Source organism: Paenibacillus sp. GbtcB18 (genome assembly GCF_019091125.1).
Taxonomy (GTDB): domain Bacteria; phylum Bacillota; class Bacilli; order Paenibacillales; family NBRC-103111; genus Paenibacillus_F; species Paenibacillus_F chitinolyticus.
In genome coordinates this window covers 32392-53917 of sequence record NZ_JAGXJX010000014.1, presented here as the reverse complement: position 1 = coordinate 53917, position 21526 = coordinate 32392, and the positions used below count along the sequence as shown (strand labels likewise).

The 21526-nt window shown below is 53.1% G+C and carries 21 protein-coding genes and 1 riboswitch; of the genes, 18 read left to right on the top strand and 3 right to left on the bottom strand.

Annotated features, from left to right (window positions below; genetic code table 11):
- The first annotated feature begins 182 nt into the window (after nt 1–182).
- Both KVT34_RS27310 and KVT34_RS27305 read left to right on the top strand, forming a co-directional pair.
- Nucleotides 183–1457 carry an HD domain-containing protein gene (locus KVT34_RS27310; RefSeq protein ID WP_217562919.1) on the top strand — a complete coding sequence of 425 codons (1275 nt, stop codon included), beginning with the start codon at nt 183–185 and terminating at the stop codon, nt 1455–1457.
- A gap of 34 nt (nt 1458–1491) precedes the next feature.
- A complete protein-coding gene (locus KVT34_RS27305) occupies nt 1492–2259 on the top strand; it encodes a TatD family hydrolase (RefSeq protein ID WP_217562918.1) in 768 nt (255 codons plus the stop codon).
- Here KVT34_RS27305 and KVT34_RS27300 read toward each other — a convergent pair.
- Nucleotides 2242–3504 carry an ABC transporter permease gene (locus KVT34_RS27300; protein WP_217562917.1) on the bottom strand — a complete coding sequence of 421 codons (1263 nt, stop codon included), beginning with the start codon at nt 3502–3504 and terminating at the stop codon, nt 2242–2244. The genes KVT34_RS27305 and KVT34_RS27300 overlap by 18 nt on opposite strands.
- Nucleotides 3501–4244 (bottom strand): ABC transporter ATP-binding protein, encoded by a 744-nt coding sequence (locus KVT34_RS27295; RefSeq protein WP_217562916.1) that lies wholly within the window; start codon nt 4242–4244, stop codon nt 3501–3503. The genes KVT34_RS27300 and KVT34_RS27295 overlap by 4 nt, the downstream gene beginning before the upstream one ends.
- 288 nt (nt 4245–4532) lie before the next feature.
- A riboswitch (cyclic di-AMP (ydaO/yuaA leader) is annotated at nt 4533–4727 on the top strand.
- 284 nt (nt 4728–5011) lie between these two features.
- Here KVT34_RS27295 and KVT34_RS27290 point away from each other — a divergent pair.
- The 12 genes from KVT34_RS27290 to KVT34_RS27235 all read left to right on the top strand — a co-directional run bounded on the left by KVT34_RS27290 (nt 5012) and on the right by KVT34_RS27235 (nt 14963).
- Nucleotides 5012–6133 (top strand): resuscitation-promoting factor, encoded by a 1122-nt coding sequence (locus KVT34_RS27290; RefSeq protein ID WP_217562915.1) that lies wholly within the window; start codon nt 5012–5014, stop codon nt 6131–6133.
- 106 nt (nt 6134–6239) lie between these two features.
- A complete protein-coding gene (gene rnmV / locus KVT34_RS27285; protein WP_217562914.1) occupies nt 6240–6785 on the top strand; it encodes a ribonuclease M5 in 546 nt (181 codons plus the stop codon).
- Between the two features lie 48 nt (nt 6786–6833).
- On the top strand, nt 6834–7754 hold the full coding sequence (gene rsmA, locus KVT34_RS27280; protein WP_217562913.1) for a 16S rRNA (adenine(1518)-N(6)/adenine(1519)-N(6))-dimethyltransferase RsmA: 921 nt from the start codon (nt 6834–6836) through the stop codon (nt 7752–7754).
- A gap of 62 nt (nt 7755–7816) precedes the next feature.
- Nucleotides 7817–8695: a sporulation peptidase YabG gene (yabG, locus tag KVT34_RS27275; RefSeq protein WP_217562912.1), complete on the top strand. Its 879-nt coding sequence runs from the start codon at nt 7817–7819 to the stop codon at nt 8693–8695.
- Nucleotides 8696–9080: 385 nt separating this feature from the next.
- The gene (gene veg / locus KVT34_RS27270; protein ID WP_009671869.1) at nt 9081–9362 is read left to right on the top strand and encodes a biofilm formation stimulator Veg; all 282 of its coding nucleotides are present in this window, start codon (nt 9081–9083) and stop codon (nt 9360–9362) included.
- Between the two features lie 182 nt (nt 9363–9544).
- Complete coding sequence (locus KVT34_RS27265; RefSeq protein ID WP_217562911.1) at nt 9545–9730, top strand: small, acid-soluble spore protein, alpha/beta type; 186 nt, start codon at nt 9545–9547, stop codon at nt 9728–9730.
- A 357-nt stretch (nt 9731–10087) separates the two neighbouring features.
- Nucleotides 10088–10942 (top strand): 4-(cytidine 5'-diphospho)-2-C-methyl-D-erythritol kinase, encoded by an 855-nt coding sequence (gene ispE / locus KVT34_RS27260; RefSeq protein WP_042235306.1) that lies wholly within the window; start codon nt 10088–10090, stop codon nt 10940–10942.
- Nucleotides 10943–11112: 170 nt separating this feature from the next.
- The gene (purR, locus tag KVT34_RS27255) at nt 11113–11937 is read left to right on the top strand and encodes a pur operon repressor (RefSeq protein WP_009671872.1); all 825 of its coding nucleotides are present in this window, start codon (nt 11113–11115) and stop codon (nt 11935–11937) included.
- 16 nt (nt 11938–11953) lie between these two features.
- Nucleotides 11954–12340 carry a RidA family protein gene (locus KVT34_RS27250; protein ID WP_217562910.1) on the top strand — a complete coding sequence of 129 codons (387 nt, stop codon included), beginning with the start codon at nt 11954–11956 and terminating at the stop codon, nt 12338–12340.
- 114 nt (nt 12341–12454) lie between these two features.
- The gene (gene spoVG, locus KVT34_RS27245) at nt 12455–12739 is read left to right on the top strand and encodes a septation regulator SpoVG (RefSeq protein WP_009671859.1); all 285 of its coding nucleotides are present in this window, start codon (nt 12455–12457) and stop codon (nt 12737–12739) included.
- 115 nt (nt 12740–12854) lie between these two features.
- On the top strand, nt 12855–14252 hold the full coding sequence (gene glmU / locus KVT34_RS27240) for a bifunctional UDP-N-acetylglucosamine diphosphorylase/glucosamine-1-phosphate N-acetyltransferase GlmU (RefSeq protein ID WP_302695577.1): 1398 nt from the start codon (nt 12855–12857) through the stop codon (nt 14250–14252).
- Nucleotides 14253–14333: 81 nt separating this feature from the next.
- Nucleotides 14334–14963, top strand: coding sequence for a 50S ribosomal protein L25/general stress protein Ctc (locus tag KVT34_RS27235; RefSeq protein WP_217562909.1), 630 nt, complete (start codon nt 14334–14336; stop codon nt 14961–14963).
- Nucleotides 14964–15078: 115 nt separating this feature from the next.
- Here the strand turns inward: KVT34_RS27235 and KVT34_RS27230 are convergent, their stop codons facing one another.
- On the bottom strand, nt 15079–15279 hold the full coding sequence (locus KVT34_RS27230; RefSeq protein WP_217562908.1) for a hypothetical protein: 201 nt from the start codon (nt 15277–15279) through the stop codon (nt 15079–15081).
- 232 nt (nt 15280–15511) lie between these two features.
- Here KVT34_RS27230 and pth point away from each other — a divergent pair, with 232 nt between their 5' ends.
- The 4 genes from pth (at nt 15512) to KVT34_RS27210 (ending at nt 21324) form a co-directional block, all read left to right on the top strand.
- Nucleotides 15512–16081, top strand: coding sequence for an aminoacyl-tRNA hydrolase (pth, locus tag KVT34_RS27225; protein WP_217562907.1), 570 nt, complete (start codon nt 15512–15514; stop codon nt 16079–16081).
- A 216-nt stretch (nt 16082–16297) separates the two neighbouring features.
- Nucleotides 16298–16528, top strand: a complete 231-nt coding sequence (gene fin / locus KVT34_RS27220) for an anti-sigma-F factor Fin (protein ID WP_009671878.1) — start codon at nt 16298–16300, stop codon at nt 16526–16528.
- 127 nt (nt 16529–16655) lie between these two features.
- Nucleotides 16656–20177, top strand: a complete 3522-nt coding sequence (gene mfd / locus KVT34_RS27215) for a transcription-repair coupling factor (RefSeq protein WP_217562906.1) — start codon at nt 16656–16658, stop codon at nt 20175–20177.
- Nucleotides 20164–21324 (top strand): peptidylprolyl isomerase, encoded by a 1161-nt coding sequence (locus KVT34_RS27210; RefSeq protein WP_217562905.1) that lies wholly within the window; start codon nt 20164–20166, stop codon nt 21322–21324. Before mfd ends, KVT34_RS27210 begins: the two co-directional genes overlap by 14 nt.
- Nucleotides 21325–21526: the final 202 nt, after the last annotated feature.

Sequence of the window (21526 nt, the reverse complement as noted above, 5' to 3'; positions counted from 1 at the left end):
CCTCCTTAGCCCTTAAAAATAAGTGGATCTTTTGCAGTTAACCGCTTTCCTTCAACCTGACAATTGTTTTATTTTTGTGACAAGTATCACTTGGTTTGGAAAATGGCCAGAAACATTATTCGACAAATTCCTTGTTTAAATGATCAAATAGTCGGCTTTTATGTCGAAAAGGAGGCGGAAAAATGATAGAAGAAAAAGTTTTTAAAGACCCTGTCCATAAATATATTTATGTGCAGGACCGTACGGTTTGGGACCTCATCAACACCAGGGAATTTCAGCGGCTGCGGCGTATCCGCCAACTGGGCACTTCATTCCTGACTTTTCACGGCGCGGAGCACAGCCGTTTTTCCCACTCGCTCGGCGTTTACGAGATTACGAGAAAAATTATTTCTCAGTTCGAGAGAAACTCATATGCCGATTGGCCGGAGGAGGAAAGGCTGCTTTGTTTATGCGCCGCCCTGCTGCATGATGTCGGTCACGGGCCATTTTCCCACTCTATTGAAAAAGTATTCGGAACGAATCACGAAAATTGGTCCTGCCGGATCATTTTAGGTGATAGTGAAGTAAATCAGGTGCTTTCCAGAGTGTCGCCGACGTTTGCCCATGACGTTGCCGGCGTCATTTGCAAAACCTACCGCAAGGAAATTGTAACGAGTCTCGTCTCGTCCCAGCTCGATGCCGACCGGATGGATTACTTGCTGCGGGACGCGTATTTTACGGGTGTGAATTACGGAACTTTCGATCTGGAGCGCATTCTGAGGGTAGTCCGGCCTTATAAAGGGAAAATTGTCGTAAAAGAGAGCGGGATGCATGCCGTCGAAGATTACTTGATGTCCCGTTACCAGATGTACTGGCAGGTTTATTTTCATCCGGTTACCCGGAGCGCGGAGATTTTGCTGGGGAAAGTTCTGGAGTGCGCCAAAGCGCTGTTTGAAGACGGTTACCCGTTTGCATTTATGCCGGAGCCGATCCTTCATCTTTTCCAAGGAAAATTGTCGCTGCAGGATTATTTCCTCCTGGACGAATCTTTGATGCAGACGGTTCTGATGTATTGGAGTTTGGAAAAAGACCCCGTGCTGGCTGATTTGTCCGGCCGGTTTCTGCACCGCCGCTTGTTCAAATTCTCGGCCGTGGAAGAGTGGGACAAAGAACTCCTGACGGAATTCCGTGACGCTCTGGAGGAGGCGGGGTTTGATGCGGATTATTACCTGGAGCTGGATTTCCCGTCGGACCAGTCGTACGATGTATACCGGCCCGATACCGGCAAGGAAGACAAACAACCCATTCTGCTGCTTGACGGCCAAGATAAACTGACGGAAATTTCGGCACGCTCCGAAATCGTTAAATCGATCTCGGGCATTCATATGGGGCAGCACCGTATCTATTATCCAGCCGAATTGTTTGAAAGAGGGGGCGGTAGAGCTGCGGCCCTCCAAAGAAAGCTGTTCGACGCCTAATTCAAAAACAGACGAAACAAAAGGAGTTCCCGTTATGCTGACAGATACTCATACTCATATGAACAATGAAGCTTTTGATGAAGACCGCGACGAAGCTATTCAAAGGGCATGGGACAACGGAGTGACCCGGATCGTTAACGTAGGGTTCAACCGGGAAACTATTCCCTCCTCTATCGAGCTTGCGGAAAAGTACGATTTTATATGGACGACAGTAGGCTGGCATCCGACCGATGCGATCGATATGCGGCCCGGCGACCTTGAATGGATCGAGGAGCTGTGCAAGCACGAGAAAGTAGTGGCGATCGGGGAAATCGGCCTGGATTATCACTGGGATACGTCCCCGAAAGATGTGCAGGCGAGGGTGTTCCGCGAACAGATCCGCCTTGCACGCAAGGTGGGGCTTCCGATTGTGATCCATAACCGCGAGGCTCACCAAGACATCGTCAATATCCTGAAAGAAGAAAAAGCCGCCGAAGTCGGCGGCATTATGCACTGCTATTCCGGCAGCTGGGAAACGGCGAAGCTGTGTCTGGATATGAACTTCCATATTTCTTTCGGCGGTCCCATTACGTTCAAAAACGCCAAGCAGCCCAAGGAAGTCCTCAAGCAGGTGCCGCTTGACCGCCTGCTTATCGAAACGGATGCGCCTTATTTGACGCCTCATCCGTTCCGGGGGAAGCGCAACGAAACGTCTTACGTGCGTCTCGTTGCCGAAGCGGCGGCCGAGCTGCGCGGCATGAGCCTGGAGGAACTGGCCAAAGTGACGACTGACAATGCCGTGCGCCTACTCGGCCTCAAATGAAGCGGTAAATTTCCGCTTCATTACCGTAGCGCAAAGCGCGAGGCCGAGCGCAAGCCCCGCAAGCGGGGCGGCTGCGTAAACGCCCGTTCCGCTTAGCAGCATCAGCAGGGTAAGAACGATACCCTGCAGGGTGAAAGCGCCGCTGATGATCCGCACCACGGCGGCCACTTTCCGACGCGGATCTACCGGATAAGTCTGCAGCCAGAACGTGTAGCGGTGCGACTGCTCCAGCGAGGTGAGCTGAATCAGCGAAATGAACATGGCTACGAGGCAGACTGCGGCGGCCACCGGAGCGGATTGAACGGCCGCGGCCGCGAGGCCGGCGACAAGCGTGATCCGGACGATGATGCCGAGCAGCTCGGAACGGACAAACGTCTTCGTGAAGAGATACAGGTACAGCGAGGAGGAGCGGAATGAGTACCGGTCCGTAATGCCCGCCAGCCATCGTCTCTGCTTCACCCGTACCGGGAGCTGCGGCACGTCGGCAAAGCCGCTGAAAAACAAGTACAGCCGGTACTGCTGTTTACGGTCGTTGTCGATGAGGTAATCCCAAGCGACGCCCATTGCCTGCCGGCCGGGCCCCAGCTTGCACACGACCGCCCAGACGACAAGTCCCGCCAATAGAACGATCCCGCCCGGAAGCGGCCCCGTACCGAACAAGGCGAATACGACGGCTGCGCTTAAGACCCAGCGGTAACCCACTGAGATCAGACGCCATCCGGGGGATGAAAAACGGCCTTCCTGCCACGAGCCGAGCAGGTTGGCTGTTTTTATTAGAAGAACAAAAATCGCCATCAGCCACAAGGGCTGTCCTTCCGTACCCGTGCAGTGTTTGTACAGAGGCCATGCAATCAGCATCAGAATGATGGATCGTGCGGCTTGGATTCCCAAACTGTAGCGGAAAGCCGACCGGAAGAATACGTTCATAACGGGTTCCAGCGGAAGCAGAAACACCCGGTCCGCATTCTTCAGGAGTGTGCGTACAGAGCCGGCTGCGAGAGCCGGAACGAGGACGAGCAGAACGATCCAGATATAAGGAAAAGATGTCGGAAGCTGCTGAAGGATTTTTGCATAATAATAGGAAGAAACGATAAAAATCAGGAAAAGAAAACCGAAAAACTGGCTTCTTGCGACATAAGCCCAGTAGCGGGACGTTTCCTGCCGGTAATGGTCGAATCTGCGCTTCCACAGCTGACGGACAGCTCCGGCCGTGCCCTCTCTGTGAACGGCTGCTTCTTGGTTCATACCGGATTCCTCCGCACCAGCTCGTAGAACAGCTCGTCCAGCGTCGCATCGGACAGCCCGGTCTGTTGTCTCAACTCCTCCAGCGTGCCTTGAGCAAGAATCCGCCCCTGATGGAGGACGACAAACCGGTCGCAGTATCTTTCAATCGTGGCGAGGATGTGGGAGCAGATCAGGAAGCTGGCGCCCCTGCTCTTGAAATCCGCCATAATGTCGAGAAGAGAACGCATCGCCAGCGGGTCAAGGCCGAGGAACGGCTCGTCAATGACATAAAGCGCGGGCTCGACAAGAAAAGCATTCATGATCATGACTTTCTGCTTCATTCCTTTGGACAGCTGGCCCGGAAAGCTTTTGCGCTTAGGCTCCATCTGGAACTCGCGCATCAGGCGGCCGGCACGTTCCTTGAACGCTTCCTTCGGAATATCGTAAGCCATCGCCGTCAGTTCCAAATGCTCTTCAATCGTCAGATCGTCGTACAATTCGGGAGACTCCGGTACGAAAGAATACGAGGACCGATACCCAAGCGGGTCTTCCTCCAGGGTCCGGCTGCGGATGCGGACGCTGCCTTCCTGGGGCTTCAGGAGTCCGAGGATGTGTTTGATGGTCGTGCTTTTTCCCGCTCCGTTGAGTCCGATCAGACCGACCATTTCACCTTGTCCGACTGTAATTTCGAGATCGCGGAGAATCGGTTTTCCGGGCAAATAGCCTCCGCTGAGACGGGAAATGTGAAGAATTGGATCCATGCCTTCACCTGCTTTTCTTCAATCGGTTATTGCGGCTTTCGGCCTTTTCGGGCGGATTGCCGTATCTTTTATTATAGTCAAAAAATGCCTGGAAGCCCAATGCCCAAGCGGAGCAGCGGAAATGGGGAAAACTAGAAGCGAGATAACGGGAGAAAAAAGGAGAACGACTGCAAGATAATTAGATAAATGCCATTGGTTTGGTTAAATTTGCTTATTTTTAGGGAATATGCCCCCTTTACAGGTTGGATATTTGAGCGTAATATACTTTCATGATAACTTAATAAACGCCAAGTTTTAACGCTGAGTTTCCGTAAAAGGAAAACGGGGGAACCGCTGTCAAGGTCGGAACAGGTTTGGGCCGATACAACAGGAAACAATTTGGGGTGAATCTCAATGGCAGGTGCAGGCAGCACCGCCGGCGAGTAGGGCAGCTCTCACGGCCCGAATCCGTCAGCTAACCTCGTAAGCGTACCGGGAGAGATAACAACTGTCGTGTCATTCTGTTTAGTCGCGCTCACACACAGCCACCGGGAAGCTTTCTCTTTCCGATGGCTTTTTTTGTTCCATATCGGACGGGTATCCGACCCGCATACAGGTAAACATCAAACGGAGGTGATGCAGACCCCGTAGAGACTGAGAGCAACCGGTCAGCCGGCGGGAAAGAAGCCAATTGCAAGGGTTCCGTTAGGAACCGCCAAATAAACCTAAGTCGCGTCCAAATCATCATGCGTATCACAGAGGCGAGGCTTTGAAGGAGGACCGAAGAAGTGGGCAATATCTCGCAATCAGAGACCCATGTTAAGCGATCATCCAGCATGTCCTTCGCATTGCGATGGAAGCATGAAAACTTGCGTATGATCATCCTTGCAGCTATCATTTCATTCGCTTTGACTTTCATGTTTTTGGTGTTGTTATACGGTACGGCTGGTAAAAGCGTATCATTGGTGGTAAACGGACGAGAAACCGTTGTGGAAACAAGACAATGGGTCCTGCAACGCCTACTGGATGAACAAGCCATTACAATCGGTGAGCACGATCAGGTATCTATGCCGCTTGACGGCAAGATTCAAGACGGTCAGAAGATTGTCATCGATCATGCATCACCCGTACAGCTAACTGCCGACGGGCAGACACAAACTGTGCATACCACTGCGAAAACGGTAGATCAAGTTCTGCAAGATTCAAATATAACGCTTGGAGAGCACGACAAAGTGACTCCGGCCAAAGACACGGAGCTTTCAGCCAATGCGGCTATCGAAGTTGTCCGGGTGAAGAAAGAAACGGAAGAAATTTCGGAGCCCATCGCATTCAGTGTGGTCAAGAAATCCGATGAGGATCTGCTGAAAGGCAAAGAGCAGGTCGTACAGGAAGGCCAGGAAGGCGTATTGGTTAAAAAGAAAGAGAAGATTTTCGAAAACGGAAAACTCGTATCCGAGCAAGTTATCGATCAAGCAGTCAAAAACGCCAGTGTGGATAAGATTGTGGCTGTAGGCACAAAAAATCCGGTCGTTACGGTGGCAGCCGCTTCCGAACCGGTTAAGCCTAAGCAGGTAACTAAAGCAGGTACCGACATAGACGCGAAGAAAATATTAAAGAACGTTACCTTGACCGCTTACTCTTCTCAGGAGCCGGGCGTAGGCAACCGGACCGCCAGCGGAACGAAGCCTGTTCAAGGCCAGACGATTGCCGTAGATCCATCCGTCGTGCCGTTAGGCTGGTGGGTGTACATTGAAGGTATCGGATACCGCCGTGCGGAGGATACGGGCGGTGCTATTAAAGGCCAGAAAATGGACGTTTATTTCGACAGCATGAGTTATGCCAAGACTTTCGGTGTGAAACGGGGATATACTGTTTACGTCATCGGCCCGAATAAACCGACACAAGATTAGGATAACATGTTACCTGTAACGAAGATTTACAAACCGGTAACAAACCGTATGCGAAAAGAAGAGGGAAACCCTCTTCTTTTTGTGCGCTTAAGAGAGGATAAAGAACATGATCAAAGAAATCATTGTTGTCGAAGGAAAAGACGATACAACCGCCATCAAGCGGGCGGTTGAAGCGGATACGATCGAAACCGGCGGATCGGCAATCAACCGGGCGATTCTGGATCGCATCCGGCTGGCCCAGGAGCGAAGAGGGGTCATTGTCTTCACGGATCCGGATCATGCGGGGGAGCGCATCCGTAAAATCATTTCGGGCAAGGTGCCCGGCTGCAAGCACGCCTTTCTCCCCCAGGAACTTGCGGAGAAGCGAGGCGACATCGGAGTCGAGAACGCGACTCCGGACGCTATACGGTCCGCTCTGGCGAACGTAAAGACCGAATATGAGGGCGCCGTGTCTCTTTTGACATGGGAGGATCTGATCGCCGCCGGCCTCGTTGTTCATCCCGATGCTGCGGCCAGACGGCTGGAAGTAGGAAAAAAGCTCGGAATCGGGTATTGTAATGGTAAGCAGTTTTACAAGCGCTGCGCCGCTTTTCAAATTTCCCGGGAAGAGTTCGAAGCTGCCGTAGAGCAGTTGGACCGTCCGGATCAATAATTTACGCACAGGCAGCTTTCGTTAGGGACGGAAGCTTGGAGGATGACTATGAAATTAAATGAACAAGGCAGCGGCCCGTCCTTTGCATCTGAAGATGTGGCAACGCCAAAACGGACCAAAGACATTCTAAACCGGCACAATCTGGTGCTCAAAAAAAGTCTGGGACAGAACTTTCTCACGGACGGCAACGTTCTGCGCAACATCATCTCCGCGGCGGAGCTTACTCCCGAGAAGGGCGCGCTTGAGATCGGGCCCGGAATCGGCGCCCTGACCCAGCAGCTCGCTAAGGAAGCCGGCCGCGTCGTGGCGGTGGAGATCGACCAGCGCCTGCTCCCCATCCTGCGGGAGACGCTGTCGCCTTATCCGACCGCCGAGGTCGTTCACGGCGACGTATTGAAGCTCGATCTGAGGCAGCTGATCGAGGAGAAATTTTCCGGCTTGTCCGGAATCAGCGTCGTCGCCAACCTTCCGTACTACATCACGACGCCGATCATCATGAAGCTGCTCGAAGAGAAGCTTCCGCTCGAAAACATCGTCGTGATGATCCAGAAGGAAGTGGCGGACCGGATGGCGGCCAAGCCGGGCGGCAAGGAGTACGGCAGCCTCAGCATCGCCGTACAGTTCTATTGCGAGGCGGAACTGGTTACGATCGTTCCGCGCACCGTTTTCGTTCCGCAGCCGAACGTCGACTCGGCTGTGATCCGCCTGCGTCTGCGCAAAGGGCCTCCCGTTGAAGTAGCGGACGAAGACTTCTTCTTCGAGGTGGTACAGGCCAGCTTTGCGCAGCGGCGCAAAACGATCTATAACAACCTCGGAGCCCGGTTCTTCTCCAAAGAGAACAAACGCGATTTGGAGGCTCTTCTGCTGAAGGCGGGCATCGAGCCGAGCCGCCGCGGCGAAACGCTCAGCATGGAGGAGTACGGCCGCGTGGCGGAAGCTCTGCGAAACTGCCCGACCTGCAGCAAATAGAAGCGGGCTAATCACCAATTGCCCACCCCTGCCATACGATAGGCTTAGGAGGGGATGGCTTCATGAGGCAAGGCGATCTGGCGACCCGCAAATCCTACGGCAACGATATCATTTTTCGAATCCAGGAGATCGATACGACAAGGGCGATTCTTCGGGGCGTCGATTTTCGCCTGCTGGCGGACGCTCCCATTTCCGATCTATCCCGCGTAACGGCCGCCCGCGATTCGGATTTTCCGAGAGTGAATTTGCCCAGGGTAGGCGAGACAATTCGCAGCATCCGCCAGTTTCGTCAGGAGCTGTATCAGCTCAACGATCATCTGGTGCGTAATAAGCTGCCCGAGAATACGCAATATTTCGAGATGCCGGGTAAAATCCTGCATCTGGACGGCGATCCGAACTATCTGCGCAAAAGTATGAATCTGTACGGAGAGCTTCGCATCCCCGCGGAGGGCTTCTATGTGAACGAATCTCAGATGGCTGCCACCCTGCAGCGTCTCCTGCCGCAGGTGAAGCCCGATATCGTCGTTGTCACGGGACATGACGGTCTGCTGAAAAACAGAAAGAAGCTGGACGTACACCAGCTCGACAGTTATAAAAACTCGCTTCATTTCGTCAGGGCCGTCCAAGTCGCGCGGCAGTACCAGAACAACCGCGATGCGCTGACCATCGTGGCGGGTGCCTGCCAGTCCCACTTCGAGGCGCTGCTGCAGGCGGGGGCGAATTTCGCAAGCTCTCCCGCCCGGGTGCTCATTCATGCGTTGGATCCCCTATGCATAGCCGCTAAAGCTTCCTACACATCGATTCGCGAAACTGTGTCCATGGCCGATCTGGCCGGGGTTACGGTAACGGGTCTGGACGGAGTCGGCGGCATTGAAACCAGGGGGAGCTACCGATTGGGTGTGCCCAGGCTCGTGAACTTGACTGCGGAAGCCACCATATAAGCTTCTGACAGGGCGGCCGATGAGGCCGAGGACTTGAAGTGGGGCCTAGTGGCTTCGGAATAGAGGGTGCGGCTTTAGCACCTGCCTGGCGTTTAAAGATTAAGCGTACAGAACCATGTATCTTGGATACAAGGGGCTGTACGCTTTTTTATGCGTTGCGGTTTAAGGGCGGAGAAATGGGGCTTTTATGAGCCGACGGATCTTAGGAATAAGGCAGCGATGCATAATTCTGCAGGTTTTGACAAAAGCTAAGCCCAGGAAAAGAAATAAAAATAGGATTTTATACCGTTGACAACGTATTTGTCTGGCTGATATAATATTTGGCTTATTTGACAAACGCACTGTTTTGGGGTATAATTAACAGAGAAAGAGGTGGTAGATCACAATGGCTAAAAATGCGCTGTTGGAAATCAAACGCAGTCTTGAGCCTCATGTTGGACAGAAAATCATGTTGAAAGCAAATGGCGGCCGTCGGAAAACCATTGAGCGTTTCGGTGTTTTGGAAGAAACCTACCCTTCTGTTTTTATCGTAAAGCTTGACCAAGAACAACAATCATTTAAGCGGGTCTCGTACAGCTACGCGGATATTTTGACCGAATCCGTTGAAGTTACGGTTTGTGACGATGACGCAGCAGAAGAACTCCGCATCACGTATATACAGCATTAAGAACAGCGGCACTCCTTTGGGAGCTGCCGTTTTTTGCTTTTCCGGGGTGCTTTTGTGCAAGGATTGTAAGGGTACATGGGATACGTTCCTGTCCTGTCCCGGTGCGAGTGAATGACATTCCGCTTCCGACGCATACTACTGGGGGAAACCTACCGCAATCGCACTCCAAAGGAGGAACTAAGATGAGCAGAAGAAGAGGAAGAAGGGGCGTCATGTCGGAGGATTTTAAGTACGAGCTTGCCAAAGACCTTGGCTTCTATGAGACTGTCGAGCGTGAAGGCTGGGGCGGGATACGGAGCAAGGATGCGGGAAATATGGTGAAAAGAGCTCTGCAGATCGCCGAGCAGAACCTAAAACGCCGTCCGTAAGCGGGAAAGCTGCCGCGCCGGTTAAACGGGGAAGCGGACAGAGGCTGAACTTCATCCGTCAAGGTTAACTTAAAAAGATGCGGGTGCATTCATCGGAATGGAGTTATCCGTTCTGCCCGGAAGTTCCGATCCGAAGTAAATGGCGGGCGGGGAATTTGCAGGTTCATCTTCTTAATGGAAGATAAGATAATACCGGATACTCGCTCATAAATACAATTGTTAATAAATAAGTGAACAAATGGAAAATGCCCGCCCCGCTTGTGTTTGAACCGTGCAGAAGCTTTAGCTTTTCTTAGAGGCATTTGCTATAATATGTGAAGCTATTATCGGCAAAGCGCCCAAAAGAAGGTGACCGTTGTGAAAATATACGAAAGAGCTTCGGCCAAAATCAACCTGTCCCTGGACGTGTTACGGAAACGGGAAGACGGCTACCACGAAGTGGAAATGGTGATGACGATGGTCGACCTGGCCGACCGGATTGAAATGCAGGAGCTTCCGCGGGATACGATCATCATTTCAAGTCAGGCCGGCTACATTCCGCTTGACGAGAAGAACCTCGCCTTCCAGGCCGCGAGGCTCATAAAAGATCGGTACGACGTCCGCAAGGGCGTCTATATACATTTGGATAAAAAAATTCCGGTGGCCGCAGGGCTCGCCGGAGGAAGCAGTGACGCCGCGGCTACGCTGCGCGGGTTGAACCGGCTGTGGGGACTCGGTATCCCCACGGAGGAGCTGCAGAAGCTTGGCGGCGAGCTGGGCTCGGACGTTCCCTTCTGCGTGACGGGAGGAACCGCGCTCGCCACCGGCCGCGGAGAGATTCTTCACCCGGTGGACAACCCTCTGCAGTGCTGGGTCATTCTAGCCAAGCCGCCCATCAACGTGTCCACCTCCGAGGTGTACGGCAAGCTGAATGCGGCGGGAATCAACCATCACCCGGATACCAAGGGGGTTTTGGAAGCCATCCGGCATAAACGGTTCGACGAGCTGTGCGGAAGTCTCGGCAACGTGCTCGAAGAGGTAACGCTCCAGCTCTATCCTCAAGTCCGGCAGATGAAAGAAGTGATGGAGAGGCTGGGAGCCGACGGTGTGCTTATGTCGGGAAGCGGTCCGACCGTATTCGGACTCGTCTCGAAGGAAGCCAAGGTTGCCCGGATCTATAACGGGCTAAGAGGGTTCTGCAAGGACGTATACGCGGTGCGTATGCTCCCGTAAAGGCATCGGGCTTTTAGATCCGTGCGATAGCTCCCGGTGAGGAGCTTTTTTTCTGCCTTGACGGGGGAGGATTTGTCCCGAATATGACGTTTTCCTTGTATAGGTTGTACAAAGACGGACAAAAATGGTATATTCTCTTTATAATATTCGGTTTTTATTAGGGGTGCGTCATGAAAAAATTGAAGCGAAGCGCTCGGTTGGTTGAGATGACGCAGTATTTGTTGTTTCGGCCGCATACGCTAATACCGCTGACTACATTCGCTGAACGTTACAGTTCGGCCAAATCTTCGATCAGTGAGGATCTGGCGATTATAAAAGAGGTATTCGAGGACGAAGGACTCGGAGAACTCCATACACTTGCCGGCGCCGCAGGAGGCGTGAAATTTATTCCGAAGGTCGCCAAGGAAGCATCGCTTTCGTTCGTGCAGGATTTGTGCAATCAGCTTGAGCAGCCGGAACGCGTGCTGCCGGGCGGATTTTTGTATATGGCCGATATTATGGGGCGGCCGCAAGTATTGAACGAAATCGGCAAAACGTTCGCTACCGCTTTCGCGGGCAGAGAACTGGACGTCGTGATGACGGTGGAGACCAAAGGCATCCCGCTTGCTTACGCAACGGCATCCTTTATGAATCTGCCGGTCGTGACGGTGCGGCGGGACAGCAACGCTACGGAAGGGTCGGCCGTAAGCATCAATTATGTTTCGGGTTCCAGCAAACGCATACAAACAATGTCACTGGCCAGACGCACGCTCCAGGAAGGAGCGCGGGTCCTGATCATTGATGACTTCAAAAGAGCGGGCGGCACGATTCAAGGAATGGTGGACTTGCTGGGCGAATTCAAAGCAACCGTTGGCGGTGTTGGCGTGTTCATTGAATCGAACGAGGTCGAGGAGGAGCTTGTGAAAGATTATATCTCCCTCGCCAAGCTGACCGGCGTCGATTCCAAAACGAAACAGGTAACCGTTGTTCCTGGAAATTATTTCGATTCCGAATAAAGGAGAGATCCAAGTTATGCGTATCCTTTCAACGAATGAAGCACCGGCTGCAATCGGGCCGTATTCCCAGGCGGTACAGGTGGGCAATCTCGTTTTTACATCGGGACAAATTCCATTAAATGCCGAGGGTCAGCTCATAGAGGGCGGCGTTACGGAGCAGACGCATCAGGTGTTCCGGAACCTTCAGGCGGTACTTAAAGAAGCGGGAACGACACTCCAGAATGTGGTAAAAGCGACCGTCTTCATCAAGGACATGAACCAGTTCGGAGCCATTAACGAAGTGTACGCTTCCTACTTCGGCGAACATAAGCCGGCGCGCTCCACCGTAGAAGTGGCAAGGCTTCCGAAAGACGTGCTTGTCGAAATCGAACTGATTGCGGCGATAGCTGTCGAAAACGTTTAAGAGCACATTTAATTTAAGGAAAATCTAATTTTTTCCTCTTTATCCAGAAGGAATTTGCACGAAAATGTGGAAGTATACACCAAGTCCTGCGAATGGAAAAAGGTGGTGAACACAGTGCAAATTACAGATGTCAGACTTCGCCGGGTGAATTCCGAAGGAAGAATGAAGGCGATTGCTTCCATTACCATCGATAACGAATTCGTCGTACACGATATTCGTGTTATTGACGGCAATAATGGAATGTTTGTTGCAATGCCTAGCAAACGGACTCCGGACGGGGAGTTCCGTGATATTGCCCATCCGATTTCATCCACAACCCGCGAGAAGATTCAAGCGGCGGTTTTGTCTGAGTACGACCGTGCGGCTGCGGAAGAGGAAGTTATTGAAGAAGGCGCATAATCAACGCCGGTTTTGGCAGAAGGAGTCCTGTTCTTACAGGGCTCTCTTTTCTTTTTCCGGCAGATAAGATATAGTCATGGTTGAAACCCAGAGGAGAAGAAGGAGTGGATTGAAGTTGAAGCTGATGGCGATTGTACTGGCCGCGGGACAAGGGAAACGAATGAAATCCAAGCTGTACAAAGTGCTGCATTCCGTCTGCGGAAAACCGATGGTGGGACATGTACTGGATACACTTGAACATATACAAACGGAGAAAACGATCGTAATTGTAGGCCACGGGGCCGAAGCCGTTAGAGGCTATTTGGGGGACCGGGCGGAGTACGCCCTTCAGGAACAGCAGCTCGGAACGGGACATGCCGTTCTCCAAGCTAAAGATGTTATCGGAGCGGAAGACGGCGTTACCTTCGTCGTATGCGGAGATACGCCGCTGGTCCGTCCGGAGACGCTGGAGAAAATGCTCCTCCTGCATAAGGAAAAAGGCGCGGCAGGCACCATTCTGACGGCGGAAATGACAGATCCCGCGGGCTACGGACGCATTATCCGCGGCGAAGGCGGACGGGTGGACCGGATCGTCGAGCAGAAGGACTGCAGCCCGGAGGAAGCGGCTGTGCGGGAGATCAACACGGGCACCTACTGCTTCGATAACCGCAAGCTGTTCGAAGCGCTGGAGAACGTGAAGAACGAGAACGCCCAGGGCGAGTATTACTTGACGGACGTCGTCGGGATTCTGAAAAATGCCGGCGAGATCGTCGAAGCTTACTGCACGCCGGACGAGGCGGAGGCCATTGGCGTTAACGACCGCATCGCCCTCTCGGAAGCGGAGACGCTGATGCGTCAGCGTATCAACCGCGGCCACATGGTGGGCGGGGTAACGTTCATCGACCCTTCTCAAACATATATTGAGAAAGACGTCGTGATCGGGCCGGATACGATCCTGTATCCGGGGACTACTCTGCGGGGCAAAACGGTCATCGGATCGGAATGCGTGATCGGACCGAACACCGAGATTTGCGACAGTACGCTCGGCGACGAAGTCACCGTCAAACAATCGGTGCTTCAGGAAGCCAAAATCGGCAGCCACGCGACTGTGGGGCCGTTCGCTTACCTGCGGCCGGGAACGGATCTTGGCGAGCATGTCAAAATCGGCGATTTTGTGGAAATCAAAAACGCCAAGCTCGGCGAGGGATCGAAAGTGTCGCATCTCAGCTACGTAGGAGACGCCGTTATCGGTAAGAACGTCAATTTCGGCTGTGGCGCCATCACGGTCAATTACGACGGCTTCAACAAGAGCCTGACGGAAGTCGGCGACGATGCCTTTATCGGAAGCAACGTCAACCTGATCGCCCCGGTTAAAGTAGGCGACGGAGCCTATGTGGTGGCGGGCTCGACGATTACGCACAACGTGGAAGACAACGATCTGGCCATCGCCCGCGAGCGCCAGACGAATAAAAAAGGCTATGCCGATCGCATTCGCAGCAAGATGAAAGCGAAGAAAGAAAACAAGCAATCGTAAAATTTTTTATCAATCATTGATTTAAACCTCCCTCGGATGGGTAATTTATGTTTAGCCATCTAAAAGGGAGGTTCTTTTTGTATGGGAGTAGCTCTTAAAGGAAATACCAGAACCAATGCCACCAAGTCGGAGGCCAAGCAGCTGCGCAGACAAGGCAAGGTGCCGGGCGTAGTTTACGGGAAAACGACGGACAGCCTGACGGTTGTTCTGGAGCGGAAGGAACTCGTGCCGCTGCTGAAAAGCCACCCGAATGCGGTGATTGATCTTAATATCGAAGGCGTGGGCAAGCGCCCCGTACTTATCAGTGGAGTTCAGAGAGACAGCCTGAGCCAGGATGTCATCCACATTGACTTCCATCAGATCAACATGAACGAACCGGTTAAGGCTACGGTCGCCGTCGAGATCGTGGGAGAAGCGGCAGGCGTGAAAGAAGGCGGCATTCTCCAAGTGGAGACGGCGCAGCTCGACGTCCGTTGTCTGCCTAGCGATCTGCCGGACTCCGTGCAGGTGGATGTCAGCAATCTCGGCATCGGGGAGAATATCCTCGTATCCGATTTGAAGCTGCCTGAGAACGTCGAAGTGAAAACGGAAGCTCAGGATGTTGTGGTTACCGTGCTTCAACCGCAGAAGGAAGTCGAAGAAACGACTGCGGACGAGCCTGCAGCCGAAGCTGAGCCTGCGGCTGAAGAAGCTGCGGAACCGAAAGAATAAGACGGCCTTCGGGCAAAATGAGAGGCTGCTGCCGGTGATCCGGCAGCAGCCTTTTTAATCCTTAAGCGATGGACGAAAAAGTTGACAAGCTTTGTAAGCGCTTGCTAAACTGCGCCTAATAACCCGGTCTTGAAACGAATGTAAACATGCCGCGGTTGTAAAACGTGTTGTTGATCTTGATGAAGTGGGAAGAATAGAGATGGACGAAGCCTATATCTTTGTGGGCGTTAAGATAGTATACTTGGACAGGAACCTCCGCTTCCAAATGATCTTGAAAATGATCGTCCTGGTAAAGCTGTTGGCCGTTGTCGTACATAAGATTCATCACCTGCTACCCATATTTTTTTGAAGCGTAAATCATGCTGATTTGCGCCAATTTATGACTTTATCTTTGCGGCTGGGACCGGCAAATGAGCCAGGCGGCCGAAAAAACGCAGGCCTATGCCCGGAACCGCATAAAATGCCTGTATATAGTAGACAAGTTTCGGCAGGGAATCGTTACGGTGTCTAGTTAAAAAAAGCAAAAAAATTTTGGGAGTGAATGAAACGTGAAATGTTTTGTCGGTTTGGGCAATCCAGGAAAACAGTACGAGCACACACGGCATAATATCGGCTTCATGGCGATCGACCGTTTTGCCGAGAAATGGGGCGTGTCTTCGTTCCAGAATAAGTGCAAAGGCCATTTGGCTGAAGTGCGCGTGAACGGTACAAAGGCCTACTTGCTGAAACCTATGACCTATATGAATTTGTCGGGAGAGTCGATTCGGGCTTTCATGGACTTCTATAAAGTCGACGTGTCGGATCTCGTCATTTTGTACGATGATATGGATACGCCATTCGGGAATATCAGACTGCGTTACCAAGGGAGCGCTGGCGGCCATAACGGGATCAAATCCGTCATAACCCATACGGGCACGTCCACGTTCAACCGCATCCGTATGGGGATCAATCGGCCTAATCCGGGGTATCCGATTGTCGACTATGTCTTGTCGAATTTCAGCAAAGCGGAAACGGGTGCGCTGCCGGCCGTTCTGGACAAAACGTGCGAAGCGATGGAGCACTGCCTGAGCGAGCCCTTCGAGAAAACGATGGCGGTTTTCAACGGAAGCGGGAATTAGTGCGAAGACCCGGCGGATTGAACATGCCGTGTTGCGAAACGGGCACGTTCCCCTGTTCCCTTCCTAAGGGAGATTGATCCGGGGAGGGGGCATCGGCCGCCCCAAGACACATTGTATGCCGTGCATAGGCGGGCAAATTACTTCCGGAGTTGGCTAGGATTTTAAAAACAGGGCCATACTAAGGAGTAATCGAAACCTGCAAGGAGGCATACATTGATGTCAGTAAAATATATTTGCCGTCATTGCCAATCGTCTATCGGGGAAATCAGCCGGGATCAAGTGAGCGAATACCAGCTCGGTTTCCATTTCTTGACCCCCGAAGAGCGGAGCGATATAATAGCGTATAACATGGACGGGGGCGTTACGGTCAAGGTGGTTTGCGATTACTGCAAGCAGGCACTGGACGCCAATCCTGAGCTTAACCTGATCGGCAGCCCGCTGCAGTGACCGATTCCGGCCGCTGCCTGCGCGCTGCTTAGGGCGCTTATCCCGTACTCCGGACATGTGCAAAAATTGTGTCATGACAGCCTAGGCAAGCGCCGAGGCTTCTTTTTGTGAGAGGAGTGTACTTGATTTGCAAGCTTTAATACAGGCTTTTTCAACGGACCGCGATTTTCAAAGTGTGATTACGGGCATTCGTTCCGGCATGAAAGAGCAGTTGATCGCCGGATTAACCGGCTCCTCTCGTCAGGTGATGCTTGCCGCACTGATGCAGCAACTCGAGCGTCCGCTTCTCATCGTTACGCATAATATGTTCTCCGCCCAGAAGATCTTCGAAGATTTAAGCGAATGTCTTCCGGAAGACGGGGTTCTCTTATATCCCGCACAAGAGCTGCTTGCCGCCGAAGCGGCTATTGCCAGTCCTGAAATGCTGGCGCAGCGGATCGATGTGCTGACTAAACTGGCCGGCGGATACCGGGGAGCGGTCATTGTGCCGTATGCCGGATTTCGTCGTCTGCTTCCGACTAAGGAAACGTTCAAGGAAGCCCAGCTCACCGTACGTTTGGGGGATACAATTGACCTGGAGGAATTTCTGACCCGTCTGACCGAGCTGGGTTACGAGCGTGTGGAACGGGTGGAAGCGAAGGGGGAAATGAGCGTCCGCGGAGGCATCGTGGATTTATTTCCGCTGACTTCTTCCACGGCCGTACGGATCGAATTATTCGATGTGGATGTGGATTCTATCCGTACGTTCGACGTTTCGGACCAGCGCTCCATCGAAAAACTGGATTCGTTCGTGATCCAACCGTGCCGGGAAGTCCTCTTAAATAGAAAGCGTTTTCAGAGCGCTGCTCAACACGCTTATGAACTTCTTCAGACCCAGCTTGCCAAAATGACGGACCGTCAGGCTAAGGACAGGCTGCTGGAAGGAATCGGACATGATATTGAACTGCTCCGAGAGGGGAACACCTTCCAGGGGCTGTTCAAGTATGTCTCGCTGCTCTATCCGGAGCGGCAGACTCTATCCGATTACATGCCGGAAGATACGGTGCTGCTCGTTGACGAGCCGGCCCGGCTCGTGGAAACCTCCAAGCAGCTGGAGCGGGAAGAGGCGGAGTGGGTGACGAGTTCCCTTCAGGACGGAAAGGCTCTCCCGGCCCTCACGCTTTCGAAGCAGCTCGAGACCCTTATGCAGCGCCGCACTTATCCGACGCTTTATATGTCGCTCTTCCTGCGCCAAGTCCCGCAGACCCAGCCGCAGAACATTGTCAATTTCATGTCCCGGGTCATGCAGAATTTCCACGGGCAGATGAACCTTCTGAAAGCGGAAATGGAACGCTGGAAAAAGACGGGCAGCCGCGTGATCATCCTAGCCAACGGTGAAGAGCGGATGGACCGCGTCCGTCGTGTGCTCGGGGACTATCAAATCGATGAACCCGAGATTATGAACGGGAACCTGCAGACCGGCTTCGAGCTGCCGTCCATTCATCTCGTTGTGATTACGGAAGGCGAGATGTTTACGCAGAAGCAGCGGAAAGCGCGCAAAGTAGACAAGAAAATCGAGAATGCCGAGAGAATCAAAAGCTATCAGGAGCTTAAAGTCGGAGACTACGTCGTTCACGTTAATCACGGGATCGGGAAGTATGTCGGGATCGGCACGCTTGAAGTCGGGGGCATTCATAAAGATTATTTGCATATTGTTTATGCGGGCGGCGACAAGCTGTCCGTCCCGATCGACCAGATCGATCTCATTCAGAAATATGTCGGTTCGGAAGAGAAAGAGCCGAAGATATACAAGCTGGGCGGGGCCGACTGGAACCGCGTCAAGAACAAAGTCCGGACCTCCGTCAAGGACATCGCCGACGATCTCATCAAGCTTTACGCGGACCGTCAAGCGACAACGGGATACGGCTTCAGCTCCGATTCCGCCTACCAGCAGGAATTCGAAAGCATGTTTCCGTATGACGAAACGACGGATCAACTCCGGGCAATTGGGGAAATTAAGAAAGATATGGAAAAACCGCGTCCGATGGACCGGCTTCTTTGCGGAGACGTCGGTTACGGCAAGACGGAAGTGGCTATCCGCGCCGCCTTCAAAGCGGCTATCGACGGCAAACAGGTCGCTGTCCTGGTGCCGACGACGATTTTGGCGCAGCAGCATTACGAGACGTTCCGCGAGCGCTTCTCGGGATACCCGTTCAACATCCAGGTGCTGAGCCGGTTCCGTTCGAAGAAGGAGCAGAATGAAACGACCAAGGGCGTCAAGGCCGGTACCGTCGACATCGTTATCGGAACGCACCGCCTGCTGTCCCAGGATCTGAAGTTCAAAGACCTGGGGCTGCTCATCGTCGATGAAGAGCAGCGTTTCGGCGTCTCGCACAAAGAGAAGCTGAAGCGGCTGAAAACGAATGTCGACGTGCTGACGCTGACCGCAACGCCGATCCCGCGCACGCTCCACATGTCGATGCTGGGGGTTCGCGACCTGTCCGTCATCGAGACGCCGCCGGAGAACCGCTTCCCCGTACAGACCTACGTGCTGGAATACAGCACAACGCTCGTGCGGGAAGCGATCGAACGCGAGCTGGCGCGTGAAGGACAGGTGTATTTCCTGTTCAACCGCGTCCAGGGAATCAACCAGATGGCCGAGCAGATCTCCATGCTCGTCCCGGAAGCCCGCGTGACTGTTGCGCACGGGCAGATGTCGGAGCAGGAACTCGAGAAAACGATTCTCGACTTCCTGGACGGCGAGTTCGACGTGCTCGTAAGCACGAGCATCATCGAGACCGGCGTCGATATCCCGAACGTGAATACGCTGATCGTGCATGACGCCGACAAGATGGGCTTGTCCCAGCTGTACCAGCTGCGGGGCCGGGTCGGCCGTTCCAACCGGATCGCCTACGCGTACTTTACGTATCAGCGCGACAAAGTGCTGAACGAAGTGGCGGAGAAGCGTCTCCAGGCAATTAAAGAATTTACAGAACTTGGATCCGGGTTTAAAATTGCCATGAGGGACTTGTCCATCCGCGGAGCCGGCAATCTGCTCGGAGCCGAGCAGCACGGGTTTATCGCTTCCGTCGGGTTCGACCTCTATTCCCAGATGCTGAGCGAGGAAATCGCCAAGCGCAAGCTGGAGCTGGACGGAGAGCAGGCGGAGCCCGAGAAGGAATGGATCACGCAGCTTGACCTTCACTTGGATGCTTACCTGCCGTCGGATTACATTTACGACAGTATGCAGAAGATCGAGATTTACAAGAAAGTGGCGAATATCCGCTCCTTCGCGGAAGCGGAAGATCTGGATGAGGAATTGGTGGACCGGTTCGGCGATTTGCCGCCTGCCGTTTCCAATCTTTTGGCCGTAGCCAGATTGAAGGTGTATGGAGCCGAATATAAAATCGAATCCATCTCCCAGAAGGGCGACGACTATCATATCAAGATTTCCCCAGACGAGACGGAAAGACTGGACGGTCAGAAGCTGTTTACGATTTCGAACGGCTTCGACGGGCGCGTCAAGCTGATTGCCGGGCCTCAGATTCACGTTCATATCCGCGGCAAAGGGCTGTCCCCTGAGGACACAATCGCATTGGTGGAGCGTTTTCTGTTACAATACAGGGAAGCCTTGAAAACGAAGGGAGAATTGCAGAATGCAACACAATAAATCAGGTTGGGCCAAAAGCAAGTGGCTGCTGCTTGCCGTATTAGTCCTTGTCTTGGCCGTGGCCAGCGGGTGCGGCAAGAAGGACGAAGGAAAAGCCGGCACGCCGGAAGAGGTTATCGCCACTTACAAAGACGGGGGTAAAGTGACCCGCGGAGAGTTTGACAAACTGCTTTCCTTCAACCGTCTCCTGTATCCGGAATACGCGCAGTTCGAAACGGACCCGGCTTACCAGCAAAGCATGCTGGAGCAGTTTATTATGCTGAAGGTCCTTTCCGGACGTGCGAGCGATGACGTGAAGAAAGAAGCGGACAAGCAGGTAACCGATCAAGTTACGCAGCTGAAAACTTTCGTGGGCGCGCAGGAAGGCGGCCTGGAGAAGAAGCTGAAAGACGCTAAACTGGAAGAGAAAGACATTGAGAATCTCTTGAGACTCAGCGTGTATTCCACGAGCTACTTGGAGAAGCAGGTCACTGACGACGAAATCAAAGCGGAATACGAGAAGGCCAAAAAAGCGGACCCGAACGCCTACGATGTAGCGACTGTCCGTCATATTCTCATCGGTCTTAACGATCCGAATACGAATAAAGAGCTCCGCACGAAAGAAGAAGCTCTGAAGCGCGCAAAAGAAGTGCAGCAGAAGCTGAAAAACGGCGGAGACTTCGACGCTCTTGCCAAAGAATACACCGACGATCTCAGCTCCAAGGAAAAAGGCGGCAAGTATGAGAACGCCAAAGTCAGCCAGTGGGTGGCCGGATTCAAAAAAGCGGCCCTCGAACTGCCTTTGAATACGATCAGCGATCCCATTGAGACCGAGTACGGCTACCACGTCATGAAAGTGGAATCCCGTAAAACCGAAACCGTAGAAGACGCCAAGAAAGAGCTGGCCTCTAACCTGGCGCAAGTGAAGATGCAGGAGTTCGTAACGAAGGAGCTTCCCGGCTTGATCGAAACGAACAAGCTTCCTAAGCCGACTCCGACTCCGGCTCCATCGGCCAATCCGAGCCCGGCACCTGGCGGAAGCACGGCACCGAGCGGCACGGAGGCTCCGACAGGCAGCCCGTCTCCGCAGACGACGCCGACCGCGGCGCCGACCGACGTGCCTGGAGCGACGCCTCCGGCCGCAAGCCCTTCGCCGGCGGCGAAGTAAGCGGATCTGCGAAGCCTGGCGGCAGATCATTTATTTAACATAAGCCATCTCGTCCATCCGGACGGGATGGCTTTTTATTTTACGTGGATGGAAAGAGGGAAATGTATAAGAATATGGGGGCCGATGAATACTATGGTCAGAATCGAATCGCTACACCCTTCTCTTTTAAATACACGCAGATCGGCGTCCAGTCGTATCCAAA